Origin of the sequence: Pseudomonas sp. DWP3-1-2 (assembly GCF_049896285.1) — a bacterium.
In the GTDB taxonomy this organism is placed as follows: domain Bacteria; phylum Pseudomonadota; class Gammaproteobacteria; order Pseudomonadales; family Pseudomonadaceae; genus Aquipseudomonas.
In genome coordinates, this window is sequence record NZ_JAFCTZ010000002.1 from 620,865 (window position 1) to 646,517 (window position 25,653).

The 25,653-nt window shown below is 56.1% G+C and carries 23 protein-coding genes; 18 read left to right on the plus strand and 5 right to left on the minus strand.

The genetic code is table 11. The annotated features are described in order from the left end of the window. Position 1: 1 nt before the first annotated feature. From hisC to fabF, 15 genes are all read left to right on the plus strand, one after another. The gene (gene hisC / locus ACP7B0_RS08730) at positions 2–1,111 is read left to right on the plus strand and encodes a histidinol-phosphate transaminase (protein WP_426140875.1); all 1,110 of its coding nucleotides are present in this window, start codon (positions 2–4) and stop codon (positions 1,109–1,111) included. A gap of 28 nt (positions 1,112–1,139) precedes the next feature. Then, the gene (locus tag ACP7B0_RS08735) at positions 1,140–3,347 is read left to right on the plus strand and encodes a bifunctional prephenate dehydrogenase/3-phosphoshikimate 1-carboxyvinyltransferase (protein WP_426140876.1); all 2,208 of its coding nucleotides are present in this window, start codon (positions 1,140–1,142) and stop codon (positions 3,345–3,347) included. Continuing rightward, complete coding sequence (gene cmk, locus ACP7B0_RS08740; RefSeq protein ID WP_426140802.1) at positions 3,344–4,033, plus strand: (d)CMP kinase; 690 nt, start codon at positions 3,344–3,346, stop codon at positions 4,031–4,033. Before ACP7B0_RS08735 ends, cmk begins: the two co-directional genes overlap by 4 nt. 121 nt (positions 4,034–4,154) lie before the next feature. Next, positions 4,155–5,846 (plus strand): 30S ribosomal protein S1, encoded by a 1,692-nt coding sequence (gene rpsA / locus ACP7B0_RS08745; RefSeq protein WP_002554562.1) that lies wholly within the window; start codon positions 4,155–4,157, stop codon positions 5,844–5,846. Between the two features lie 315 nt (positions 5,847–6,161). Beyond that, positions 6,162–6,458, plus strand: coding sequence for an integration host factor subunit beta (gene ihfB / locus ACP7B0_RS08750; protein ID WP_426140803.1), 297 nt, complete (start codon positions 6,162–6,164; stop codon positions 6,456–6,458). A 24-nt stretch (positions 6,459–6,482) separates the two neighbouring features. After that, entirely contained in the window at positions 6,483–6,719 is a 237-nt protein-coding gene (locus ACP7B0_RS08755; protein WP_426140804.1) for a lipopolysaccharide assembly protein LapA domain-containing protein, read from the plus strand. A 503-nt stretch (positions 6,720–7,222) separates the two neighbouring features. After that, entirely contained in the window at positions 7,223–8,668 is a 1,446-nt protein-coding gene (locus tag ACP7B0_RS08760) for an MBL fold metallo-hydrolase (RefSeq protein ID WP_426140805.1), read from the plus strand. 27 nt (positions 8,669–8,695) lie between these two features. Beyond that, positions 8,696–9,892, plus strand: a complete 1,197-nt coding sequence (locus ACP7B0_RS08765) for a lipopolysaccharide biosynthesis protein (RefSeq protein ID WP_426140807.1) — start codon at positions 8,696–8,698, stop codon at positions 9,890–9,892. 11 nt (positions 9,893–9,903) lie between these two features. Continuing rightward, entirely contained in the window at positions 9,904–10,983 is a 1,080-nt protein-coding gene (locus tag ACP7B0_RS08770) for a hypothetical protein (RefSeq protein WP_426140809.1), read from the plus strand. Between the two features lie 18 nt (positions 10,984–11,001). Continuing rightward, positions 11,002–12,123 (plus strand): glycosyltransferase family 4 protein, encoded by a 1,122-nt coding sequence (locus ACP7B0_RS08775; protein ID WP_426140810.1) that lies wholly within the window; start codon positions 11,002–11,004, stop codon positions 12,121–12,123. A gap of 51 nt (positions 12,124–12,174) precedes the next feature. Next, on the plus strand, positions 12,175–13,155 hold the full coding sequence (locus tag ACP7B0_RS08780; RefSeq protein WP_426140811.1) for a UDP-glucose 4-epimerase family protein: 981 nt from the start codon (positions 12,175–12,177) through the stop codon (positions 13,153–13,155). Beyond that, complete coding sequence (locus ACP7B0_RS08785; RefSeq protein ID WP_426140813.1) at positions 13,148–14,164, plus strand: MraY family glycosyltransferase; 1,017 nt, start codon at positions 13,148–13,150, stop codon at positions 14,162–14,164. The genes ACP7B0_RS08780 and ACP7B0_RS08785 overlap by 8 nt, the downstream gene beginning before the upstream one ends. Before the next feature lie 107 nt (positions 14,165–14,271). Further along, positions 14,272–16,266: a polysaccharide biosynthesis protein gene (locus ACP7B0_RS08790; protein ID WP_426140814.1), complete on the plus strand. Its 1,995-nt coding sequence runs from the start codon at positions 14,272–14,274 to the stop codon at positions 16,264–16,266. Positions 16,267–16,432: 166 nt separating this feature from the next. Next, positions 16,433–16,777: a ComEA family DNA-binding protein gene (locus ACP7B0_RS08795; protein WP_426140815.1), complete on the plus strand. Its 345-nt coding sequence runs from the start codon at positions 16,433–16,435 to the stop codon at positions 16,775–16,777. 370 nt (positions 16,778–17,147) lie between these two features. Further along, positions 17,148–18,422, plus strand: a complete 1,275-nt coding sequence (gene fabF, locus ACP7B0_RS08800; RefSeq protein ID WP_426140817.1) for a beta-ketoacyl-ACP synthase II — start codon at positions 17,148–17,150, stop codon at positions 18,420–18,422. Here fabF and ACP7B0_RS08805 read toward each other — a convergent pair whose 3' ends face one another. Further along, positions 18,423–18,986: a TetR/AcrR family transcriptional regulator gene (locus ACP7B0_RS08805; RefSeq protein WP_426140818.1), complete on the minus strand. Its 564-nt coding sequence runs from the start codon at positions 18,984–18,986 to the stop codon at positions 18,423–18,425. A gap of 142 nt (positions 18,987–19,128) precedes the next feature. Next, on the minus strand, positions 19,129–19,674 hold the full coding sequence (locus ACP7B0_RS08810) for an RNA polymerase factor sigma-70 (RefSeq protein ID WP_426140819.1): 546 nt from the start codon (positions 19,672–19,674) through the stop codon (positions 19,129–19,131). A gap of 192 nt (positions 19,675–19,866) precedes the next feature. Between ACP7B0_RS08810 and ACP7B0_RS08815 the strand changes: the two genes are divergently transcribed. Then, positions 19,867–20,019 carry a hypothetical protein gene (locus ACP7B0_RS08815; RefSeq protein ID WP_426140820.1) on the plus strand — a complete coding sequence of 51 codons (153 nt, stop codon included), beginning with the start codon at positions 19,867–19,869 and terminating at the stop codon, positions 20,017–20,019. A 65-nt stretch (positions 20,020–20,084) separates the two neighbouring features. Here ACP7B0_RS08815 and dsbG read toward each other — a convergent pair whose 3' ends face one another. Genes dsbG through dsbD form a run of 3 tightly spaced genes read right to left on the minus strand, consistent with a single transcriptional unit; the run spans position 20,085 to position 23,421 of the window. Continuing rightward, the gene (gene dsbG / locus ACP7B0_RS08820; protein WP_426140821.1) at positions 20,085–20,855 is read right to left on the minus strand and encodes a thiol:disulfide interchange protein DsbG; all 771 of its coding nucleotides are present in this window, start codon (positions 20,853–20,855) and stop codon (positions 20,085–20,087) included. Next, the gene (locus ACP7B0_RS08825) at positions 20,852–21,685 is read right to left on the minus strand and encodes a prolipoprotein diacylglyceryl transferase family protein (protein WP_426140822.1); all 834 of its coding nucleotides are present in this window, start codon (positions 21,683–21,685) and stop codon (positions 20,852–20,854) included. Before ACP7B0_RS08825 ends, dsbG begins: the two co-directional genes overlap by 4 nt. Continuing rightward, positions 21,685–23,421: a protein-disulfide reductase DsbD gene (gene dsbD, locus ACP7B0_RS08830; RefSeq protein ID WP_426140823.1), complete on the minus strand. Its 1,737-nt coding sequence runs from the start codon at positions 23,419–23,421 to the stop codon at positions 21,685–21,687. Before dsbD ends, ACP7B0_RS08825 begins: the two co-directional genes overlap by 1 nt. A gap of 159 nt (positions 23,422–23,580) precedes the next feature. On the opposite strand from dsbD, the gene ACP7B0_RS08835 reads away from it, so the two are divergent. Together ACP7B0_RS08835 and ACP7B0_RS08840 are read left to right on the plus strand one after the other, a co-directional pair. Further along, positions 23,581–24,270: a response regulator gene (locus ACP7B0_RS08835; RefSeq protein ID WP_426140824.1), complete on the plus strand. Its 690-nt coding sequence runs from the start codon at positions 23,581–23,583 to the stop codon at positions 24,268–24,270. Next, positions 24,267–25,598, plus strand: coding sequence for an ATP-binding protein (locus tag ACP7B0_RS08840; protein ID WP_426140825.1), 1,332 nt, complete (start codon positions 24,267–24,269; stop codon positions 25,596–25,598). Before ACP7B0_RS08835 ends, ACP7B0_RS08840 begins: the two co-directional genes overlap by 4 nt. Positions 25,599–25,653 lie beyond the last annotated feature (55 nt).

Genomic DNA, 25,653 nt, shown 5'->3' on the forward strand with positions numbered 1-25,653 from the left:
GATTGCCGACTTCCTCGCTCTGGCGCAGCCGGGCGTGCAAAAACTGTCGCCTTACGTTCCGGGCAAGCCTGTGGATGAGCTGGCCCGCGAACTGGGCATCGATCCAGCGAACATCATCAAGCTGGCGAGTAACGAAAACCCTCTCGGACCCAGTCCGAAGGCGCTGGCGGCAATGGGCGATGAGCTGGCCGAGTTGACCCGCTACCCGGACGGCAATGGTTTTGAGCTGAAAAAGCGCCTCGCCAGTCGCTGTGGCGTGCACATCAGCCAGGTCACGCTGGGTAATGGCTCCAACGACATTCTGGAGCTGGTTGCCCGGGCTTATCTGGCGCCGGGCCTTAATGCCGTTTTCAGCGAGTTCGCCTTCGCCATCTATCCCATCGTGACCCAGGCTGTGGGTGCGGACGCTCGCGTGGCGCCTGCCAAGGACTGGGGGCATGACTTGCCTGCGATGCTGGCGGCCATTGACAGCAATACCCGTGTGGTTTTCATCGCCAATCCGAACAATCCGACCGGCACCTGGTTTGGGCCGGATGCGCTGAACGAGTTTCTTGCCGCGGTGCCCCGGCATGTTCTGGTGGTGCTGGACGAGGCCTACATCGAATACGCCCAGGGGGCCGAGTTGCCCGATGGCCTGAACTACTTGGCAGATTATCCAAACCTGCTGGTGTCTCGCACCTTCTCCAAGGCTTATGGTCTTGCTTCATTGCGGGTGGGTTACGGCTTGTCTTCGCCTGCGGTTGCAGATGTGCTCAATCGTGTCCGCCAGCCATTCAACGTGAACAGCTTTGCCTTGGTGGCGGCTTGCGCAGCGCTGGATGACGTGGACTACGTCACTCAGAGCCGTCAGTTGAACGAAGTGGGTATGGAGCAGCTGGAAGGCGGTCTGCGTCTGCTTGGGCTCGACTGGATTCCTTCCAAAGGCAACTTTATTGCCGTGGATCTGGGGCGTGAAAGCGCCTCTGTTTATCAAGGCCTGTTGCGCGAAGGGGTCATTGTCCGGCCAGTAGGTGGCTACGGTATGCCCAACCACTTGCGTGTCAGCGTCGGCCTGCCGAAGGAAAACACACGTTTCCTGGAAGCGTTGGCGAAGGTGCTTGCGCGTGGTTGATGTCATCGCAATGCAATCTGCCCGGCCTATGATCGGCCGCCTGGTGGTCGTGGGCCTGGGCCTGATTGGCGGTTCATTCGCCAAAGGCATGCGCGAGAGCGGGCTGTGCGGGGAAGTGGTGGGTGTCGATCTTGATCCTCAGTCACGCAAGCTGGCGGTAGCGCTGGGTGTGGTCGACCGCTGTGAAGATGACCTGGCCGCCGCGTGTCGCGGTGCTGATGTGATCCAGCTCGCGGTGCCCATTCTGGCGATGGAAAAGTTGCTTGCGCTGCTGGCCACCTTTGATCTTGGAGATGCCGTGTTGACGGATGTGGGCAGCGCCAAGGGTAATGTTGTCCGCGCTGCAACGCTGGCGTTCGGGGGGATGCCTTCGCGTTTTGTGCCGGGGCATCCCATTGCAGGGTCGGAGCAGAGCGGGGTTGAGGCGTCCAATGCCCTGTTGTTCAAGCGCCACAAGGTGATCCTGACCCCGTTGCCGGAAACCGATCCTGAGGCGCTGACGCTTGTGGACCGTTTATGGACCGAGCTGGGTGCCGATGTAGAGCATATGCAAGTCGAGCGTCATGACGAGGTCTTGGCTGCAACCAGCCATCTGCCCCATTTGCTGGCGTTTGGGCTGGTGGATTCATTGGCCAAGCGCAATGAAAACCTGGATATCTTCAGGTATGCCGCAGGCGGTTTTCGCGATTTCACGCGCATCGCCGGCAGCGACCCTGTGATGTGGCATGACATATTCCTCGCCAATCGCGAGGCGGTTTTAAGAACGCTGGACACGTTTCGGGCCGATCTGGACGCGTTGCGCGATGCGGTGGATGCCGGTGATGGGCACCAACTGCTGGGCGTGTTCACGCGTGCCCGAGTGGCACGTGAACATTTCGGCAAGATCCTCGCGCGTCGTGCCTATGTAGATGAAAAGCACCCCAGTGATCTGGTTTTTTTGGCCGGGCCGGGCGGAAGTGTATCCGGACACATCCGGGTGCCGGGTGACAAGTCGATTTCCCACCGCTCGATCATGCTGGGTTCGCTGGCTGACGGCGTTACGGAAGTCGAAGGTTTTCTCGAGAGCGAAGACGCGCTGGCGACGTTGCAGGCCTTTCGCGATATGGGCGTGGTGATTGAGGGTCCGCATCATGGTCGAGTGGTGATTCACGGAGTGGGGCTGCACGGACTCAAGGCTGCGCCGGGCCCTGTCTATGTGGGCAACTCCGGTACGACCATGCGCCTGCTCGCCGGCCTGCTGGCCGCTCAGGATTTCGACAGTACGCTGACCGGGGATGTTTCGTTGTCGCGGCGTTCCATGGAGCGGGTCTGCGATCCCCTGCGCTTGATGGGGGCTGTTATCGAGACCGGCCCCGAAGGTCATCCGCCGATTACGATCCGTGGCGGGCAGCGTTTGAAAGGGTTGACGTATGCCATGCCGACGGCCAGTGCGCAGGTTAAATCGGCTCTGCTGCTGGCGGGTTTGTATGCCGACGGGAAGACGACCGTGATCGAGCCCGCGACGACACGTGATCATACCGAGCGGATGTTGCGTGGTTTCGGCTATCCCGTAAGCGCTGAGGGCGTGGCCGTTTCGGTTGAATCAGGTGGCGCGTTGACCGCTACCCGTATTGAAGTACCTGCCGATATTTCTTCGGCGGCATTCTTTATGGTGGCAGCGTCGATTGCCGAAGGGGCCGACCTGCTGCTTGAGCATGTGGGCATGAATCCGACCCGTACCGGTGTGATTCAAATCCTGCGCCTGATGGGGGCAGACATTACCCTCCAGCATCCACGGGAAGTGAGTGGTGAACCTGTAGCTGATGTGCGCGTGCGTTCAGCCAGACTAAAGGGCATCGAGATACCTCAGGCGCTGGTCCCTTCGGCCATCGACGAGTTTCCGGTGTTATTCGTCGCGGCAGCCTGCGCAGAAGGGCGTACTATTCTGCGCGGTGCACAGGCGTTACGGGTAAAAGAGTCGGACCGTATTCAGGTCATGGCCGATGGTCTGCTGACGCTGGGTGTCAGCGTCGAACCTGTGCCGGACGGGATTATCATTGATGCAGGCCCGATTGGCGGCGGCGTGGTGAATGCTCATGGCGACCATCGTATCGCCATGGCTTTCAGCGTCGCATCACTGCGGGCTTCGGCCCCGATCCACATTCATGATTGTGCGAACGTCGCTACGTCGTTCCCAAATTTTCTCGCGCTTTGCGCTCAAGTCGGCATGCGCGTAGTGCAAGAGGGACAGCTGTGAAGATTAAAGCACCGGTTATCACCATCGACGGACCAAGCGGTTCAGGTAAAGGCACTGTTGCAGGTCTGTTGGCCAAGCGCCTGGGGTGGTGTCTGCTGGACTCCGGCGCCCTGTACCGTTTGCTGGCCTTTGCGGCCCGCAACCATGGCGTGGACCTGACCAACGAAGAAGCCCTGAAGCTGCTGGCCGCGCACCTCGATGTGCAGTTCGAGGCCGGCCCTGGCGGGCAGGGGCAACGCATCGTCCTCGAAGGCGAAGACGTCACCCATTCGATTCGCAATGAGCAGATCGGTAGCGGCGCCTCGCAGGTTGCGTCGTTGCCGGCAGTGCGCGATGCCTTGCTGCAACGTCAACGGGCATTCCAGGAAGAACCCGGGCTGGTTGCAGACGGGCGCGACATGGGTACGGTTGTGTTTCCAGATGCTCCACTGAAGATTTTTCTGACCGCCAGTGCCGAGGAGCGGGCCCGTCGCCGTTACTTGCAGTTGAAGGCCAAGGGAGATGATGTTAGTCTGTCGAGTCTGCTAGATGAGATATGTGCACGCGATGAGCGTGACACCCAGCGAGCGGTAGCACCGCTTAAACCGGCGCATGACGCCATACAGCTGGATTCCACTGAATTATCCATAGAGCAGGTGTTGGAACGCATCATGAGTGAAATCGCGATTCGCGATATCGCCGGGTGACAAAGAGGCGTGTGGGAGACCAGTCATAGTCCCGCAGGCTTTCTTTTACTTGAACGAAACCCACGTTGTCTGGAATGTGGCAGATGGGCGTATTCTTCGCCCTTGATCAACAGGAATTAAAATGAGCGAAAGCTTTGCAGAACTTTTTGAAGAAAGCCTAAAGACCCTCAACCTTCAGGCCGGTTCGATCATCACCGCGATCATCGTTGATATCGATTACCAGGCTGGCTGGGTGACGGTTCACGCCGGTCTCAAATCTGAAGGCCTCATCCCGCTGGAGCAGTTCCACAACGACGCTGGCGAGCTGACCATCAAGATCGGCGACGAGGTTCACGTTGCTCTTGACGCGGTCGAAGATGGCTTTGGTGAAACCAAGCTGTCCCGCGAAAAAGCCAAACGTGCTGAGTGCTGGATCGTTCTGGAAGCGGCTTTCGCAGCTGAAGAAGTGGTCAAGGGCGTTATCAACGGTAAGGTTAAAGGCGGCTTCACTGTCGACGTTAACGGCATCCGTGCGTTCCTGCCAGGTTCTTTGGTTGACGTCCGCCCTGTGCGCGACACGACTCACCTGGAAGGCAAAGAGCTCGAGTTCAAGGTCATCAAGCTTGACCAGAAACGCAACAACGTTGTCGTTTCCCGTCGTAGCGTCCTCGAAGCCGAGAACAGTGCCGAGCGCGAAGCTCTGCTCGAATCCTTGCAGGAAGGCCAACAAGTCAAAGGTATCGTCAAGAACCTCACGGATTACGGCGCATTCGTCGATCTGGGTGGCGTCGATGGCCTGCTGCACATCACCGACATGGCCTGGAAGCGCATCAAGCATCCATCGGAAATCGTCAATGTTGGCGATGAGATCGATGTAAAAGTCCTGAAGTACGATCGCGAACGCAATCGTGTTTCCTTGGGTCTGAAGCAACTGGGCGAAGACCCATGGGTTGCTATCAAGGCTCGTTACCCGGAAAGCACTCGCGTAACTGCCCGTGTTACCAACCTGACCGACTACGGCTGCTTCGCAGAGCTGGAAGAAGGCGTGGAAGGCCTGGTACACGTTTCCGAAATGGACTGGACCAACAAGAACATCCATCCTTCGAAAGTCGTTCAAGTCGGCGACGAAGTGGAAGTTATGGTTCTGGACATCGACGAAGAGCGTCGTCGTATCTCCCTCGGCATCAAACAGTGCAAATCCAACCCATGGGAAGATTTCTCTGGCCAGTTCAACAAGGGCGATAAAATCTCCGGCACCATCAAGTCGATCACCGATTTCGGTATCTTCATTGGTCTGGACGGCGGCATCGACGGTCTGGTTCACCTGTCCGACATCTCCTGGAACGAAGTGGGCGAAGAAGCCGTACGTCGTTTCAAGAAGGGCGACGAACTCGACACCGTTATCCTGTCTGTAGATCCAGAGCGCGAGCGTATCTCGCTGGGTATCAAGCAGCTGGAAAGCGATCCGTTCTCCGAGTACGTCACTGTCAATGACAAAGGCGCAATCGTCCGCGGTATCGTTAAAGAAGTTGACGCCAAAGGCGCTATCATCACTCTGGCCGACGACATCGAAGCTACCCTCAAAGCCTCCGAAATCAGCCGTGACCGCGTTGAAGACGCGCGTAACGTTCTGAAAGAAGGCGAAGAGATCGAAGCCAAGATCATCAGCGTTGACCGCAAGAGCCGCGTGATCAGCTTGTCCATCAAGTCGAAAGACGTTGAAGACGAGAAAGAAGCGATCCAGAGCCTGCGTAGCAAGCCTGAAGTTGCAGAAAGCACCGGTCCTACCACTATTGGTGACCTGCTTCGTGCACAAATGGAAAAACAGAACTAAGTTCTGATTAACCATAAAAAAGGGCGACTTCGGTCGCCCTTTTTTTTGGGCGGAATTTGAGTGGTGCGCCACAGGCGCCGGCACGAGGCGTAGGGTAAATACCCCGGCTTGGGGCGTCTTGTTCAGTGTTTCCGCGTTTGTGAGCATCCAGAGGCGGCTGGATCGTCGGGTTTGGTTGCGGGGCTTCGGATGCGCCCGACAATTTTTCAGTGGTAACAGCTGCACATAAGTCAATACTCGGGCTGTTCAAATCGATGCGGTCATGCTAAAACCTTCGGAGCGCTGATCTAGCTGCTTGAAAAAGAAGGGAAAAATATGACGAAGTCGGAGTTGATCGAACGAATTGTCACCCATCAAGGGCTACTCTCATCCAAGGATGTCGAGCTGGCTATCAAGACCATGCTTGAGCAAATGTCCCAGTGTCTGGCCACTGGCGACCGTATTGAAATACGGGGCTTTGGCAGCTTTTCTTTGCACTACCGCGCCCCGCGTGTCGGTCGCAATCCAAAGACTGGCCAGTCAGTTACCCTGGATGGCAAATTTGTTCCGCATTTCAAGCCGGGCAAGGAATTGCGCGACCGCGTCAACGAAGATGAAGAAGAGGCGCTCTAGGCCCTCTGAATGGAGAATAGATAGATGCGGATTCTTGTACGCGCCCTGCTAGGCCTTGTCGCCTTGGTCGTAGTGGCGGCCACGATCATTTTCATCCTTGAAAACCAGCAACCTGTTTCGTTGGCTTTTTTGGGTTGGTCGGCCCCGCAGCTGTCATTGGCGATTCTGATTGTCCTGGCGCTTCTGGTAGGCATGCTCATAGGCCCGGCATTGTCATGGGCGATGAGTTTTCGGAAAAAAGGCAAGAGGGCAACTGTTTAACCTTCCCGTCGACACCTTCTATTGTTTTGCCCATCTCCTTCCGCTATTCCTGAGTCGATCCAATAGGTATTTGGATCGGTCCTAATTCATTCGAAAAAAATATCAGCCGGTTGACTGTGTGTTCGGCCATTCTCATCTTCCAGAAAGCCGACTGCTTTTGTAGTTTTAGTTACTTAAGTATGTAGGACTATTCATCTGTTTCGGTCTGAACTGTAACGGTAAGTTGTGAGGCTTTAATCAGGGTTTAGTAGGTGTATTCGCTGACCCCTTTGTTTACAGCGTCACACGTTTAGCTTGCATTAAGTTGGCCGGCTTTGTCGTGTTGTCAACCTGTTGCAAAAAAACTGCTTGAGAGCAGAATACCTCTCATAACCTATATGGAAAGTGTGTCTGGTCGGGTCAAAGCTCGTTAACAATATTGCGTGCGCCTATGTTGGTACGCACTAAATCTTCGTTTGACGATAGCGCTGTCATGTCCCTGAGTCAGAATTGAGAGGTCATTCATGCAATATCCAGGAATTACTCATCATGGCGCCGTTGAACGTGTTACCGGCTCGTGTCATGAATTGCATATGGATGCGTTTCACAGCCTGCTCGTTGATTGTGGCTCCCTGTTAGATTCTACCGACAAAGAAAAGCTACAGGATGAAAGTGCAATTCAATTTGCGCTTGATAACATAAAAACCGTCATATTGACGCACGTGCATGCAGACCATATCGGGCGCATTCCTCAGCTGCTCGCCGCGGGTTACAGTGGACCCATCTTATGTAGCGAGCCCTCTGCACATCTGTTACCGGTCGTGCTGGAGGATGCCTTCAACCATCAATTCGGTCGTTCTCCGGCTGAACGGGATAAATACCTGACGCTTATAAACAAGCGTATCGTCGCGCTACCCTTTGGCAGCTGGTTCACGATCGTGGAAACAGACCATCTGGTGTGCAAGATTCGCCTGCAGCGAGCAGGCCATATCCTCGGCTCCGCGTACGTCGAATGCGACATGAATTATCCGTTGGAGAATCGTAATAAACGGGTCGTGTTTTCCGGAGACCTGGGCTCCAGTCATACGCCTTTTTTGCCAAGCCCCAAGTCGCCCGAGCGAGCTGACGTGTTGGTATTGGAGAGCACCTACGGGGATCGTTTACACGAGGACCGTGCCAGCCAGCAGTCGAGGCTTGAGCAGGTTATTGATCAAGCGCTGACTGATCACGGTACGGTGTTGATTCCTGCATTCAGCATCGGCCGCACTCAAGAGCTGCTCTACGAAATCGAAGATATTCTGCGCCGCAAAGTGCTTGATGCAGTGCCCTTTCCTGCACTTCCGGAAGGAATGCAAGAGCGGCCCGGGGAAGGGTGGTCCCAATTGCCGGTCATTCTTGATTCACCTCTGGCAGCTCGCTTCACCAGAATATACAGAGAGTTCAACGACTACTGGAATGCCGACGCTCAGGAGCGTCAAAGCGAAGGGCGCAAGCCTTTGGCCTTCGAACAACTGCTCACTATCGACAGCCACGACAAACATCTGCAAGTCGTTAACTACCTTGCGAGCACCCGACGCCCGGCAATCGTTATCGCGGGCCACGGCATGTGCGCAGGCGGCCGGATTGTCAACTACCTGAAAGCAATGCTGGGTGACAGCAGACACAACGTGGTCTTCGTCGGTTATCAGGTCAAGGGTACGCCAGGTGCTGCAATCCAGAAGTACGGGCCCCTGGGTGGCTATGTTGAGCTGGATCGGGAGCGTTATGGAATCAAAGCAGGCGTGACCACTATTGGTGGCTATTCGGCGCATGCGGATCAGGGGGAATTGATTGAGTTTGTTGCCGGAATGAGTGTGTGGCCAGACGAGATTAAGCTCGTTCATGGTGAAAATAATGCCAAGCAAGCATTGAGCGCACTGCTCAAACGTAAGTACGCGATTACGAAACGGTCCGTTTCAGTCACCATTTAAAAAGTAATGGTAGCGACGGACGCATCTATGTTTATCAGTCTGGCGGTTGTCTATACGCTTCGGGTGATTTCTGGCCTGGGCACATTGTTGGCCATCTTGCTTATCGATAGAGCGTATGGCAGTGAAGAGATCGCTCACTATGCGGTCTTCATGTTTTTATTTAACTTGGGAACGGTGGTGGCTGTATGGGGTAGCAATGTTATTGCTGTTGACACTGAGTCTCATAGAGTCGAAGCGTCAAGCGATATACGCATGGGCCATAAGCTGCTGGACGGACTGATCGCTGCCACTGTTTTTTACTTGCTGTTGAATGCTTCGGGTTACTGGCGTGCAGGCTTATCGGCAGTGATACCGCTGGGTATCGCCGGTTTGATCGCCGCGATGCTGATTGTTCGCAAGAGGCCCGCCGCGGCGATTTTATGCAACGAGTTCGGTCGCGCTTTTGTTCCGCTGTTGGTGATGTTTCTGATTCTATATAGGCAGAACGTACCTTTTGGTATGCTTGTCGACGTGTCGTACCTGACTCTATTTGTTCTGCTTCCGGTTTTGATTTTGTATGTCCATCGCCAGCCTTGCTGGAGGATTGACTACCGCCTAAGGTTAAGCGTCTGGCTGATCGAAAAAAAACAGGCTGTGCCCATAGTGCTGCCCCAACTGCTGATCGTGATAGTTGCGCAATCTGACAGACTTGTCATCGAACGGTGGGGGGATGCACGAGAGCTGGCATCTTACTTCGCTGCTCAAGCGCTTTATACCGTGGTGCTATTTGGCTCCCACGCAGTCTTGAATTCGGTAATGCCGGATATCGCGAAGGTTGCTACGCAGAATGCCGGGTCGCTGCGCCGGGAAGGACAGTTGATGTTAAAAGTCACAGGTGTGCTCAGCGCGTTGCTTATTCCCGCAGCGTATGTTTACTTCGGTCTTATCGATATCGACCGGCCGGTGGCGATGTGCGTGTTGATGATTCTCGTTGTTGGTGGTCTCGTTTCTTCGATGCTGGGGATTGGCGTTTCTGCGATGCAGTTTTGTCAGAATAAACGTATGTATATGTATTTGGTGGCATCAGGCTTGATATGTCAGTACCTGACGATACTTGCCTTGTTTGAATATTTCGGCGTGTATGCCGTCGCGCTCGGTTTTTTTACATACAGCGCAGTGACATCGCTGGTGGCTGCAGTCTATTGGCAGAGAAAAAAGGTCCTCGTCAACCCCCTTTGTTCATAGAGCTTAATTTAATGAAATTATCACGGTTGATATTCAAGTCTCCGGACGCACGCCTCTTACGGTTATTATTTTTTTTCACCATTATAGCCAAGGCTGTTGTCTTGCTCTACGTATCTGAATATGGGTTGGTGGTGTTTGGAGAAGAGAATGATGCGGATTATTATCACAAGTATGCATTGGGTGAGATCGAAATAGCCCTAAATTCTTGGGCCGGTTTTTTGCGATGGCTCAATGATTGCGGGGTTTACTCTCGTGAGGTAATCAGATTTTTCCTGGGTGCGCTGGGGGCTGTGGTTATCCCTCTTCTTGCAGCTAATATCGTGGTGAGGGATAAAGCGAATCATCTTAAAAATTACTGGCACATCGCGTTGATTGTCAGCCTTTATCCGACGCTTTTTTATTACTCTTTGGATATTTACCGTGACGTTGTCATGTGTTGTTGGTTTTTAGTTGTTGTGCTGTGTTTGCAAAAGCTTCACGAGTCGAATTTTTTTCTAGAGAAGTTTTTGGTGTTGATGGGGATATTAGGTTTTTGTACGCTGTTGACTTCTATGCGTCCATATTTAGGTGTAAGCCTTATTGTAAGCCTGGTGTCTATTCCGTTGCTCGGAGCACGCAATTTCAATGCTTGGGTTGCGGGTGGCTTGTTCGTCATTGGATTGAATCTTCTTTATGCGGCCGGCTTCCTGGGTGACATCATGATTTATCGAGCAAAATTTGGCGCGGAGCTCAGGGGGGGGAGTAATCTTGGAATAGTGTTCGGCTCGCCATTCTGGTTTGTTCCTGCGCTCCTGCAGAGTTTGTCTGTTCAGATGTTTGGCTGGTATTTTCATGGCTTTAAGGCCGTGTTTCTTTTTGTTTTCGAGAGTGCTCCGGTACTGCTGGGTCTGATCTATGTATGCCGAAATTGGCGGCACGCTAATGAGTTGAGTAAGTTTCTGTGCGTGTTTTCCATTGTCTACGGGGCTATCTGGTTGCTGGCCAATGACAATATGGGAACCGCAGTGAGGTTGCGTATATTCAATTACATTTCTATTTTTCTTTGTGTTGCGCTGATTCATGTTCAAAAGAAAAAAGCCTCTAGGATTTGAACGAAAAGATTAATTGATATGAAAGTTGCATTAATTGGGACAACTGCCGCCTGCGTGTTGAGTTTTCGTGCAGATATGATTGCGCTGCTGGTCCAGCAGGGGCATATCGTTTATGCGTTCGCGAGTGATTATTGCCCGGAAACCCGGCGTCAGGTTTGTGATCTGGGGGCGTTACCTATCAACTATCAACTCAGTAGGGGCGGAATGAACCCCTTCAGCGATGTGTTTAATACCTTCAGGCTTGCGGGGGAAATCAGGGCGCTTGCTCCGGATGTGGTGTTCTCGTATTTTTCCAAACCGGTCATTTTTGGAACGTTCGCTGCCGTCCTGGCGGGTGTAAAAAAGCGTATGGGCATGCTTGAAGGGCTTGGCTATGCGTTTACCTGTTGCCCCGATAAACCCGGTCTAAAAAAATATATTGTCATTCGCATTCAGGTCCTGTTGTATCGAATGGCATTTCCTTTTTTGGATGAATTGATATTCCTGAATAACGATGATCCCAAGGATTTGATAGATCGCTACCAGTTGAAAGTTCGCAAGGTACAGGTGTTAGGTGGTATCGGGCTTGATCTGAAAAAGTACCTGTATTCAAAACCCCCGTCGCGAAAGGTCGGTTTTATTTTTGTGGGGCGTCTTCTGGCCGAGAAAGGTGTTCGTGAGTACGTAGCGGCTGCGAGATTGGTAAAATCCAGATACCCCTCCGCCAAATTTTTCATGCTGGGAGATTTGGACGAAGCCAATCCAGGTGCATTGTCCCGTGGGGAGCTTGGACAGCTTATCCGTAATGGCGTAGTGATACATCCTGGTCATGTCGAAGACGTGCGTGGTTGGCTGGAGCAATCCAGTGTCTTTGTCTTGCCCTCCTATCGAGAGGGCGTTCCCAGAAGCACCCAGGAAGCAATGGCCATGGGGCGGCCGGTCATTACGACTGATGTTCCCGGCTGTAGAGACACCGTCGTTGATGGGGAGAATGGATTTATCATTCCTCCATTCTCTGTTCCTGATCTGGTGGATAAGATGGTTTATTTCATAGAGAACCCGGACCGGATCGAGTCTATGGGGCTAGCTAGTTATGCTATGGCCCAAGCCAGTTTCGACGCCGTAAAGGTAAATTCTCGACTGGTGGAATATTTCAATTGAGTTTTCAGGTGTGGTCGGTAAGTATCCGTAAAATTTTCAGAGCGTAACCTGATGGTGGCTAATACAGCGTTGATTGCGATAACGGGAGCAACAGGATTTGTTGGCGGTTCCGTTGCGCGTTATTTGTCGACCCACTCCGAGTTCTTGGTGCGCGTCGCTGTACGTGGTGATTACGTTGATCCAGTTAACGCTTTGGAAGTTGTCAGGATCACATCAATCGAACCAGATGTGCAATGGGATCACTTTGTAAAAGATGCCGATGTCATCATCCACGCCGCCGCCCGCGTCCACGTAATGAACGATACTTCGACAGATCCCGAAGCCGAGTATCTGCGCATCAACGTAGACGGAACGCTGAATCTCGCCCAACAGGCTGCAGCGGCAGGTGTGAAGCGCTTCATTTTCATCAGTTCAATCAAGGTCAACGGCGAAGCAACAGCCGCAGGTCAGTCGTTTGTCGCAGATCAGCTTCCTGATCCTTGTGATCCGTACGGTGTTTCGAAGACCAAGGCCGAACAAGGACTACGGGAACTTGCCGCCCGCACCGGTATGGAAGTTGTAATCATCCGGCCAGTGCTGGTCTACGGTCCCGGCGTCAAGGCTAACTTTCTGAGTATGATGCGTTGGCTCGACAAGGGGGTACCGCTGCCGCTGGGGGCAATCAATAACCGTCGTAGCCTGGTTGCGCTGGATAATCTGGTGGACTTGATTGCGACCTGTATCGAACACCCCGCTGCGGCCAATCAGACCTTTCTGGTCAGCGACGGCGAAGACTTGTCCACCACGCAGTTGCTGAAACAGATGGCCAGAGCCTTGGGCAAACCGCCGCGTTTGGTTCCCGTCCCGGCGTGGGGGCTGATTACCGTCGCAACACTGCTGGGCAAGCGAGCATTTTCACAACGGCTTTGTGGTTCGCTGCAGGTCGATATAGCTAAAACCTGTACGATGCTTGACTGGACTCCGCCGGTCAGTGTCGAAGAGGCCATGAGAAAAACGGCCCAATATTATCTGGAACACAAAAACGATGAGTGAGTGGTGGTGGGTTGTCTCAGCATTTCTTTTATCTTTAACACTGACGGCCGCTCTTCGCCGTTACGCGCTGTCTCAAAGTCTGATGGACGTGCCCAATGCGCGTAGTTCGCATTCGGTGCCAACGCCAAGGGGGGGCGGTGTTTCTATCGTCGTTACATTCCTGCTGGCGCTGGTGCTGCTGGGCATACAACAAAAGTTGCCCGTTCCTGGCCTCATAGCGGTAGCGGGCTCGGGGGCTTTGGTCGCGGTGATCGGTTTCATGGATGATCACGGTCACATCGCTGCCCGTTGGCGCCTGCTTGGGCATTTCGCTGCGGCAGTGTGGGCACTTTTCTGGCTGGGTGGCCTTGCACCGCTGGAGGTTTTTGGCCAGCACATCAATTTGAGTTTTGTGGGCAATGTTCTTGCAGCCTTCTATCTTGTATGGATGCTCAATCTGTACAACTTCATGGATGGCATTGACGGGATCGCCAGTATTGAAGCGTTGAGCGTATGTTGTGGTGTGAGCCTGATCTACATGGTGTGCGGCTTTCCGGAACTGATCTGGATGCCGATGCTTATGGCGGCTGCAGTCGCGGGCTTTCTGGTCTGGAATTTCCCGCCCGCCAAAATTTTCATGGGCGATGCCGGTAGCGGGTTTCTGGGCGTCGTGCTCGGCGTGGCGTCACTGCAGGCTGGCTGGGCGTCACCCCGTTTTTTTTGGGTGTGGCTGATTTTGCTGGGAGTGTTCATCGTGGATGCGACATTCACGCTCATCCGGCGTCTGTTTCGTGGGGACAAGGTTTACGAAGCCCATCGCAGCCATGCTTACCAGTTCGCATCACGGCAGTACGGTCAGCATCTTCCCGTAACCCTGGTGGTGGGCCTGATCAACGTGTTGTGGTTGCTCCCTGTGGCGTTGTGGGTAGCGACGTCCGGGATTGACGGACTATCAGGGGTTTGTATTGCGTATGCCCCGTTGTTGGTGCTGGCAGTCAAATACAGAGCGGGTGCGCTTGAGAGCAATTGACAACGCGTCACTCATTTTTCAGATAAATTGAAATACATCCGTATTGCCTGGCAGCTCAGTGTGTTGTGTCGAGGCAAGAGGGGTAGCAAAAGGTGCAGGTAGGCGTCATGAACAGGTTACGGAACTTTCTGGTGGCATTGCCACGCCGGCAAAAGCGGGTGATTCAGGTTGCAACTGACGTCGTGTTGGTCTGGTTCGCGCTTTGGATGGCGTTCGTCGTTCGTCTCGGAATTGAAGATCTGGTCAATCCGTTGGAAAAACATACCTGGCTGTTCATAAGCGCGCCGATTGTCGCGATTCCCCTGTTTATTCGCTTCGGCATGTACAGGGCTGTCATGCGTTATTTTGGCAATGATGCTTTGATAGCGATCATCAAGGCCGTGAGCCTTTCAGCACTTATTCTGGGCTGTGTCGTTTATTTTTACAGCAACCATAAGCCCGTAGTGCCTCGGTCGATCATGTTCAATTACTGGTGGCTAAGCCTTGTGATGATCGGCGGGTTGCGTCTGGCGATGCGCCAATACTTTCTCGGCGACTGGTTCTCTGCCGCTCAGCATGTGCCGTTCACCAACCGCGACGATGGCTTGCCCAAGGTCGCCATCTACGGCGCGGGTGCAGCGGGCAATCAACTTGTCGCGGCGCTGCGGATGGGGCGTCTTATGCGTCCCGTTGCGTTTATCGATGACGACGAGTCGATTTCCAATCGGGTGATTTCCGGTTTGCAGGTTTACAAACCCAAGCATATACAGCAAATGATTGAAGTCACCGGAGCGCAGGAAATACTGTTGGCGATTCCGTCATCGACCCGTGGCCGTCGTCGCGAGGTTCTGGGGTATCTGGAAGGCTTCCCGCTGCATGTACGAAGCGTTCCCGGCTTCATGGACCTTGCGGCTGGCCGTGTCAAAGTTGACGATCTTCAGGAAGTGGACATCGCTGACCTGTTGGGGCGTGACTCTGTGCCTGCCCAGGAGGATCTGCTGGAGCGCTGCATAAAAGGCCAGGTCGTATTGGTAACCGGAGCCGGTGGGTCAATCGGTTCCGAACTGTGCCGTCAGATAGTACTGCTGGGGCCGACGACGCTATTGTTGTTCGATCACAGCGAATTCAATCTTTACACTATCCTGTCCGAGCTTGAACAGCGTGTTGCCCGCGAATCCCTTACCGTGAAGCTCCTGCCGATTCTGGGGTCCGTCCGTAACCATTCAAAGCTACTGGATATCATGAAAACCTGGCATGTCACGACGGTTTACCATGCGGCAGCTTATAAGCATGTGCCTATGGTCGAGCACAATATTGCCGAGGGTGTGATCAACAATGTCGTGGGAACGCTGAATACGGCGCAGGCGGCTTTGCAGGCCGGTGTTGCGAACTTTGTTCTGATTTCCACGGACAAGGCCGTCAGGCCAACCAATATCATGGGAAGCACCAAGCGTCTGGCTGAACTGACCTTGCAAGCCCTGAGCCGTGAAACTGCTCCCGTCATGTTTGGTGACAAGGGCAATGTGTATCAGGTCAACAAGACGCGTTTCATCATGGTTCGTTTTGGCAATGTCCTGGGCTCCTCGGGCTCCGTAATCCCGTTGTTTCATCGGCAGATTCAGTCCGGCGGGCCTTTGACGGTTACGCATCCCAGAATTACCCGCTACTTCATGACTATTCCGGAAGCTGCGCAGTTGGTTATCCAGGCGGGTTCCATGGGGCAGGGCGGAGACGTGTTTGTCCTGGACATGGGCGAACCCGTCAAGATCGTCGAGCTGGCAGAGAAAATGGTGCATTTATCAGGCCTGAGTATTCGATCCGAGAAAAATCCGCAGGGCGATATTTCTATTGAGTTTACCGGGCTGCGTCCAGGCGAGAAGTTATACGAAGAGTTGCTGATTGGCGATAACGTAGTGTCTACCGAACACCCGATGATCATGAGTGCTCATGAAGATTACCTGTCCTGGGATGTTTTGAAGGTGCGTCTCTCAAGGCTGCTTGCCGCCGTTGAAGAGGACGACTACACCACCGTAAGACAACTGTTGAGAGAGACCGTAAACGGTTACTCGCCAGACGGCGAAATTGTTGACTGGATATATCAGGAGCGCCGCAGTGAGTCTTGATGGGTAACAGTTAATTAATCAACTCATAATGTGTGAGTTATGTTTACCTCCGTATTAAGTAATAATTAGATACCGTTGCAGCCTTTGACAGTTCTTCTGCCTGAACTAATTTAAGTGGGCGACAGTTGGAATGTCGCGTAATTTAATGAAGTTATGGAGCCTGCTCATGCGTAAAACGTTTCTGTCCTCGTTGTTGTTTGCTTTGTTCACCAGTGCCTCAGTTGCTGTAACGGCTGCGCCAATGACTCCCTCATCGATGGAGGCTCCGATGATGGATGCACCCAGGATGGCGAGCGCAGAGCAGCAGATGACCGATAAGGTCAATATCAATACCGCCGATGCGGAGACGCTTCAAAAGCAGTTATCCGGTATTGGCATGGGCAAGGCCAATGCGATTGTTGCCTACCGCCAGACCAACGGGGAGTTCACGTCGATTGACGAACTCATCGAGGTCAAAGGTATCGGGAAAGCCATTCTGGAAAAAAACCGCGACAAGCTAGTGGTTCAATAACACCCTGACATCACGTCCACCCCGGCCGGTCAATGATCGGCCGTCTTTCTTGCGCATCGTCACCCCCATGCAGTCTCCCTTCTTATGCCAACCCTTGGCACTTGACACGATGAATGTCGGTCAACATACAATGAATTGAATTATGATCGTAATCTGATGGCGGTGCCTCTGAGGCTCAAGAAATCGAGATAGCCACCACTCCGCAGATCGGAGCGATCTATGCAGATCGGCAAGCCAGGCGGGCCTATGATCCGATTCTGGTTGCCCGGGATCAGGTCCGTTTTGGCACTTGGCCCGAATCTGCCTTTCAGCCGCACCGCGGCCCGCTACAAAGGTAGAAGCGTTCAATGAAAACCAGGAGAGCAAGTTGATGACGGGTCCACGAATAGTAGTCACCGGTATGGGCCTCGTAACGCCTTTGGGTTGCGGCGTCGAGGCCGTCTGGCGGCGTTTGCTGGCAGGTCGATCCGGCATTGTCAGGTTGAGCGAGGATGTCGTGGCGGATTTGCCGGGCAAGGTGGGTGGTCGCGTACCGTTGTTGGCAAATGATGCCGAAGCGGGCTTCGATGCCGACTGGGCAGTGCCTGCCAAAGAACAGAAGAAAATGGACCGCTTCATTCTGTTCGCTCTTGCGGCGGCTAAAGAGGCTGTGGCGCAGGCCGGATGGGCTCCGGACACGCCCGAAGCCCAGGAGCGCACGGCAACGATCATCGGTTCGGGGATCGGTGGGTTTGTGTCCATCGCTGAGGCAGTGCGTACGACCGACACACGAGGGCCACGCCGTCTTTCGCCTTTCACGATTCCTTCCTTTCTGGTCAACCTTGCGGCAGGCCACGTCTCCATTCACCACGGCTTCAAAGGACCGTTGGGCGCGCCGGTGACCGCCTGTGCGGCCGGGGTTCAGGCCATCGGTGATGCGGCGCGCATGATTCGCTGCGGTGAAGCGGACATTGCTATCTGCGGTGGGGCAGAAGCGGCGATCGACCGGGTCAGTCTCGCGGGATTCGCAGCGGCCCGGGCATTGTCCAGCGGTTTCAACGAAACGCCCGAGCGGGCTTCACGACCTTTCGATCGGGATCGCGACGGCTTCGTCATGGGCGAGGGGGCCGGGATACTGGTGATCGAAACGCTGGAGCACGCGTTGGCCCGAGGTGCCACGCCGCTCGTAGAATTGGTGGGCTACGGCACCAGTGCCGATGCATACCATTTGACAGCCGGCCCAGAGGACGGCAACGGTGCCCGACGCTCCATGCAGATGGCAATTCGTCAGGCCGGGATTGAGCCTGGTCAGATCCAGCATTTGAACGCCCATGCCACGTCTACGCCAGTGGGGGATAGAGGTGAAATGTCGGCGATCAAGGCGGTGTTTGGTGACTCGCAATCCATCGCGGTGACGTCGACCAAGTCGGCAACGGGGCATTTGCTCGGCGCTGCGGGAGGGATAGAAGCGATCTTCACCGCCCTGGCCATTCGCGATCAGGTCGCACCGGCGACCCTTAACTTCGACAATCCTGATGAGGCCGCCCTGGGGCTGGATATCGTCCATGGCGCCGCCCGGCCGATGGGTATTGAATATGCCCTGTCCAACGGATTCGGCTTTGGCGGCGTCAACGCCAGCGTACTGTTTCGCCGCTGGCGGGGGTGATCAAGCCTGGTCTGGGGGTGTTTTCAACCATTCGCGGGTCGTGGCCAGGATCCGGTCCGACAGCTTCGGGTCCTGCACGCTGCGTGACAACATCAGCGCCCCCACCAGCGTCGACATTATCACCAGGCTTTGGGCGTCGGCATCAGGGCCGGGGAGTACATTTTTGAGCGAGGCCAGCCGTGTCTGAATGAATTCGTCTGTGATCGGGCTGGGTTGGCCGCGCTGGCCCAGTTCGCAGGACATGGTCGGCAGCGGGCAGCCCTGTTCGGCGTTGTTGCGGTGCCCTTCGGACAGATAAAAATCGACGAACGTTTCCAGTGCTCGCTCTTGAGCGAAAACGGGTTCGGTGCGCTCAATGCATTCATCCACAGCACAACGCAGGGCTTTTTCCACCAGGTCGTCTTTGGATTTGAAGTGCGCGTAAAACCCCCCATGGGTAAGCCCCAAGGCTTTCATGAGAGGTTGCAGGCCCGTTGCGCCAATGCCGTCGCGACGAAAGCGCGCCGACGCTTCCTGAAGAATGCGTTGGTGAGTTTGGGCTTTGTGATCCTGCGCATAACGCATGTTGAGCCTCCCGACTTGGCTCGTAAAATGGTGGTCGACATTTTCACATGGATGCGCGAATCGTTGCAGCCTTCATTTATGTTCCAGGAATACCTGCTCGAAAAGCGTGCAGCGCGGACAGGCGTGACCTGCCCGATAGCGGTCAGCGACGCATCGCGCGGGGCTCCTGACGAGAAACCTTGCGGCAATGAACCAGGGCATCACGGATCATGAAGTTCACCAGCGTTGGCGATACGCCCAGCTCCCTGGCGATGTCCTTCTGGGGGACGCCATGCAGGCGATACATTTCGAAAGCATACCGGGTGCGGCTGGGCAGCTCTGTCAGCGCATCGGCAATGGTTTCCAGGGTGGTGAAATTGATATGCGATGTTTCAGGAGATGCGCCATGGATGACCACATTCAGCCCTTCTTCCTCGCTGCCGGAGTACTTCTGCTCCAGAGCCAGCTTACGGTAGTGATCGATGGCCAGGTTGCGCACGATCTGAAACAGATAGCTCAGTTGGGCCTTGATCGATGAAGTGATCTGTGGCGCGGATTGCAGTCGGAAGTAGGCATCCTGCACGACGTCTTCGGCTCGGGATCGACAGCCCGTGATACGGGCAGCGATCTTGACCAGAATAAGGCGGTTTTCTACGAACGCCTGGAGTAACGGTGAATCGCACGTACTTGTGGATAGTTGTTCCGGCATGGAAATCACCTTGCAGCAATGGGCAGCTGAAGCTTTGCAGGAGAAACCCCCTGCACACCGGGCAACAAATTAGGCTAGATGATAATTATTGTCAATTGAGAAAAATAACTAACGGGATGTTTCAGTACTGGCTTTTTGCCGGCTCGGAAGCCGGGTTTCGGCCTGTTCTTTCTCCAGGGGCAGGAAGGCCCCTTGCTGCGTTGCTGCGGCGCTACGCCGAGCCGCATCGATCGAGTATTCGAACTTCACAACACTCTGGTGCACGGCCTGGAGTGCTGCGCCATCACTGAAGAGAGGGCGGATCGGCTGAGCGACCTGATGGCGCAGTTGGAAGCTTCGGATTGACCCGCTACCAGACCCGGGCACGTAGCGTTGCGGCGTGCCCGGACGGTTATGACTTGCAACGCGCCTTAAGGTTTAGGCCCCAGGATCTTTTCCAGTTGTGCCGTTTGCGGTGCGCCTTGCTGCTGTTGCAGTTGGCCCTGGGCATCGAGGTAAAAGATCGAAGGCGTCGCTGAAAGGCCCAGATCCGTCATCATTTTCAGGTTGGCGTCCAGGCGAGTCTGAATGTCTTTGGGGACGTCGCTCAGGGGTTTGAGTTGGCTGCTTTTGCCAGCCTGTTCATGGGTTTTCAGCGCAGCTTGTGGGTCTTTGTCGACCAGTAAGGCAGCCGCCTTGGCGGCGCTGTCCTCGCGGATGATGCCGACCATAATGTGGCGCAGTTGCACTTTTCCAGCCTTGACCCATGGGCGTGCCTGCTGCCAGAACATGTTGCAGTACGGGCAATTGGCGTCGCTGAACAGGTAAACCACTTTGGGGGCATCCGCGCTGCCGTCGGCAATCCAGGTGCTTTTTTCCAGCCCGCTCCACAACTCTTTGGCCATGGGTTCATACACCAGCTTTTGCAGAGGCGCCTCGCTGAGGTCCTTGCCTTGTGCGTCGTAGAGGTTGCCAGCCAGCACATGCTTGCCATCACCGGTCAGATACAGCGCTATGGCTTGTTTCTGGTATTCGGCGGCATATCCGCGCAAGCCGTCCGGCGCATCGAAACTGCCGATGATGCGCGCGCCTTTGGCTTCAAGGGCTTTGATGGGCGCGGGCAGTTCTTGCGCCTGCAACAGCGGGCTTTGCAGGGAGATCAGGCTCAGGGCGAGCAGCGAAAGGGAGCGAATCGAGGTCATTGTGTAAGTGTCCTTGAAGATGTGGCCGTGCTCGGGAAACTGTCGAGGTAGCGCGTCAGGCTGGCACGGGAAAGTTCGCCGAGGTGACTGCCGATCAGGCGACCCTCGGCACTGTAGAAAACGGTGGTGGGCAGGGCCATGGAGCCGACGTGGTGCGCCAGTTGGCCGGTGCCGTCAAACAGAACGTTGCTCAGTTGCAAGCCTTGTGCGCTCAGGTAATGCGCCACGGTCTGGGGGGATTCGGCTTGATTGACGAACAGAAACACCACGTCGTCGCGCTCGGATTGAGCCGCCTGCAGGACCGGCATTTCCCGACGGCAGGGTGGGCACCAGGTCGCCCACAGGTTGATCACCAACGGGCGACCCTTATAATCCGCCAACTGCACGGGCTCCCCGGCGGCGTTGCGCAATGCCAGTTCGGGCAGGCGCACGCCTTGCTGATAGATATTCAGACTCAGCGTGGCAAGCAGCCAGAACGAAAGCCCGCAGCCCAGTCCAAGCCCTAGCGGGCGGCGCAAATCCCGACGTCGCCAAGCCACCAGCAGCCCGCCCAGAATCACCGCCAGCACGCCCGGCCAGATCAGGAAACCGCCGTCGCGAATGTCCAGCGCCTGCCACGGTTGCCCACGGTATTGCGGCCAGTACGCGATGACAAAACCGGCGCGGGCAGCCAGCAAACCCAGCAGGAACAGACCGAACAATGCCGACTCAGGGTTAGCGCCGGTACGCCGTGAGGCCAGCCAGCCCACCAGCGTTGCCAGGACGAGAGCGACGATCAGCAGCAGGTGAACGACGGCCAGGGCGAAAGGCCCGATAGACAGACTCAACATCACCCACGCTCCCGCGTCGTTTGCCACTGTTGCAGAAAGGTTTGGGCGTTCACTTGCCCCGTCATGCGCCTGTCACGTCGCTCGTTGCCTTCAGGCCCGATCCACAACAGGCTCGGCGGCCCCGGCACCTGGTAGCGTTCCAGCAGTTCGCGGCTGGCGGGAGTGTCAGCGGTCACATCCAGGCGCAGCAGATGCACGCCTTGCAGGGCATTCAATACCTCGGATTTGGCGAACACCTGTTTCTCCATGACTTTGCAGGACACGCACCAGTCGGCGTAGTAATCGATCAGTACCCAGCGTCCGCTGGCCTTGGCCGTATCAAGTTCGTTTTGCAGGGCGCTCGGCTCCGTGACGGTGACAAACGCATCGTGGGCCAGATTGGCCTGTTCGGCACGCTCCGCACTGTAAACCTTGAGCGGCTGCCAAGGGTCGGTGGCGCCGCCCGCTGCGCCCACCAACAGGAGCATGCCCCACAGGCCGAGGATCAAGCCGATCGGGCGGAAAACCTTGGTGGCGCTGTTCATTCGTTGGGTCAGCGCAAGTGCGCTGCAAGCGGCGATGAGCCCAAGCGCGCCCCAGCCAGCGACCCACACAGGCTCATCCAGCAGCGGCCGCGCCATGAACAACGCCGTGGCCAGGAACATGAACCCGAATACGCCCTTGAGCGCGTCCATCCATGGTCCGGGTTTGGGCAGAAAACGATTGCCGACAGTGACCAGCAGCATCAGCGGCAAGCCTATGCCCAGGCCCATCACGAACAGCACAAGGCCGCCATGCAACGCATTGCCGCTTTGTGCGATGTACAGCAAGGCGCCTGCCAGTGGCGCAGTCATGCAGGGGCCGACCATCAACCCGGACAACGCCCCCAGGACACTCGCTCCCAGCAGGCTGCCGCCCCGTGTGCCCCGGCTGGCAGTTTCCAGGCGATCACGCAGGGCGGCGGGCAGCTGCAGTTCGAAAAAGCCGAACATCGGTAACGCCAGCACTACGAACAGCGCGGCAAAGCTGCCCAGGAGCCACGGCTGTTGCAACAGCGCTTGCAGGTTGCCGCCCAGCAACGCCGCCAGTACCCCGAGCCCTGCGTAAACCAGCGCCATGCTCAGCACATAACTGCCCGCCAAGGCCAGACCGCGCCGTGGGCTGGCGCCGCCGCCGACCACCACGCCAGCGAGAATGGGCAGCATGGGCAGCGAGCAGGGTGCAAACGCCAGGAGCAGGCCAAGACCAAAGAAAATCAGCAGGCTCCAGCCTAACGAGCGTTGCTGAAGGGAGCTGGCCAATGCCTGATCTTCGGCTTGCAGCCCGTTTTGTTCGATACCGGTGCCGCCGATGTCCAGCGACCGGCTTTGCGGCGGATAGCACAAGCCCGCGTCGGCGCAGCCTTGCCAGCCCAGTTTCACGTTGCCACTGGCGGAGGCGGGGATCAGTAACTCGAGACTGTGGCGGTACACCTGCTGCTCGCCGAAAAACTCATCACTGTGGGCTTCACCTTCAGGCAGCACCGGTTGATCTTCCGGTTTTAGCCCGCCAAGGCTGATGCGCTGTTTATAGAGGTAATAGCCGTCAGCGATGCGCCAGTGCAGGCGCGTTTCGCCGGATTCCAGGCGGTCACTGGTCAGGGTGAACGCCTGGTCAACGTGGAGAAATGGCGGCTGTTGATTGAAGGGATCACTACCTGACAGTGCCTGGGAAAGCCCGGGCAGTAGCAGAAAAACCAGAAGCAGAAAAATACGCATAAAAAGGCCTTGGGATTACAGTCGGGCCAAGGATGGGGCAGGTGGATTAAGTGATGGTTAAGGCGACGCACCGCATTAGCCGCATCAGGCTTGCTCGCAAAGGCATAATCTTGCCTTAATCCTGAACCGCTTCAATAGCCCATTTTCACGAGCCAGAGCATGCATGTATTACTGTGTGAAGACGACGATCTGATCGCCAGCGGAATAGTGGCGGGCCTGAATGCCCAAGGGCTGACGGTTGATCGCGTGGCCACTGGCGCAGCCGCAAGGGCTATGTTGTTGGCGGCGCAGTTCGATGTGTTGGTGCTTGATCTGGGCTTGCCCGATGAGGATGGCTTGAAGTTGCTCAAGCGATTGCGCCAGGAAGGCGTTGAGCTGCCGGTATTGATCCTCACGGCGCGGGATACGGTCAGCGATCGGGTCGATGGTCTTCAGGCCGGGGCCGATGACTACCTGCTCAAACCCTTTGATTTGCGCGAGCTCAGCGCACGGCTGCACACCCTGGTTCGGCGGGTGGCTGGGCGTAGCGTCAATCTCATCGAGCATGGCTGCCTGAGTTATGACCCCAGCAGCCGCCAGGTATTTCTGTCCGGCCAGCCGGTGGATTTGTCCCGTCGCGAACAGGCCCTGTTGCATGCGCTGCTTCACGCCCGTGGTCGCGTGCTGTCGGGCGAGCAACTGAAGGATTGCATCTACGGTTTCAGCGATGAAGTGGAAAGCAATGCCCTGAGCGTGCACATTCATCATCTGCGTCGCAAGTTGGGCAGCCATATTGTGCAGACCGTGCGCGGCCTGGGTTATCGACTCGGCGCGGCTGGCAAGGACCAGCCTCCGGAGGACAGCCCATGAGCTTGCGATTGCGTTTGAGCCTGACGCTGGGCGCCGCCTTCGTGGCGATCTGGACGCTGGCGGCGGCCTGGATGTTGTGTGATCTGCGTGCACAAATGATGGAGTCCCTTGATCAACGTCTGGCGGCGTCGGCGCGTATGGTGTCCGGGTTGCTGGAGCAATTGCCAGTGCCCGCCCGCAGTGACGGTGCCGCCCTGAGCGCCGAGCAATTGGGGATTCCCGGCGGGCTGGCCTGTCAGGTCAGTTCATTGCGCGGCGAAGTGCTGGCCCGCAGTCACGCCACGCCGGACGAGCCGTTGGCCGCCCATGCCAGCGGCTTTCACGACCAGATCATCAATGGCGAACGCTGGCGCAGTTTCACCCTGACCCACGGTGAACTGAGGGTCACAACCGCTGATCGTCAGGACGAACGCGACACCCTCGAACAGTCGGTGCTGCTGGCCGCGTCGGTGCCGGTGGCGGTGGCCTTGCTGGGCAGTCTTGGTCTGCTTTGGCTGGGTATCGGTCAGGGCCTGGCGCCGCTTAACCGCATGCGCGACGCTTTGAAACGACGCAGTGCCGACTCGCTGGAGCCTCTGGATATCACGGGTATGCCCAGTGAACTGCAGCCCTTGCTGGACACCCAGAACCAACTGTTTCAGCGCATTGCGCAAACCCTGGAGCGGGAACGCCGGCTGACCGGCGATGCCGCCCACGAGCTGCGCAGCCCGTTGACCGCCATCAAGACCCACCTGCAAGTGGCGCGCATGACCGAAGGCGAAACCCGGGACCGGTCGCTGGCCCATGCCGAGGAGGGCGCGGACCGCTTGCACGGTACCCTTGAACAACTGCTGTTACTGGCGCGAGTCGAGGGCAGTCTGTCGTTCGATGATGGCGTGCAAAGCAGCGCCGAAGACGTCGCACGCCTGGCCATGCACGACGCCAGCCATGGGCATGTGTCGCGCATTGATCTGCACCTGTCGGCCGATCTCTCCACAGCCGCGCTGGACATGCCATCGGTGCTGGCGATTGCTGCATTGCGCAATCTGCTGGAAAACGCCTTGCGCCACACGCCCCCGCACACTCGGGTTGAGCTGACCTTGAGCACTTCGTCCAGTCAGGCCTGTTTTCAGGTTCGGGATCACGGCAGCGGCATTGCCCAGAAGAACCTCAGCCTTGTGACGCAGCGCTTCTGGCGGCAGGACACGGGCGAAGGTGCGGGACTGGGGCTGGCGATCGTGCAGGCCATTGTCCAGCGTTGCGGTTGTTCACTGACATTCGATAACCAACCGGACGGTTTGCGTGTGGAACTGCGGATGCCTCTCTGTCAGGCGAGTGTTCCCCAGTAGCTTCTGTCCCCGGCGCCAACGGTTGTATTGATCCATCTCAACGGGTATCCGACGG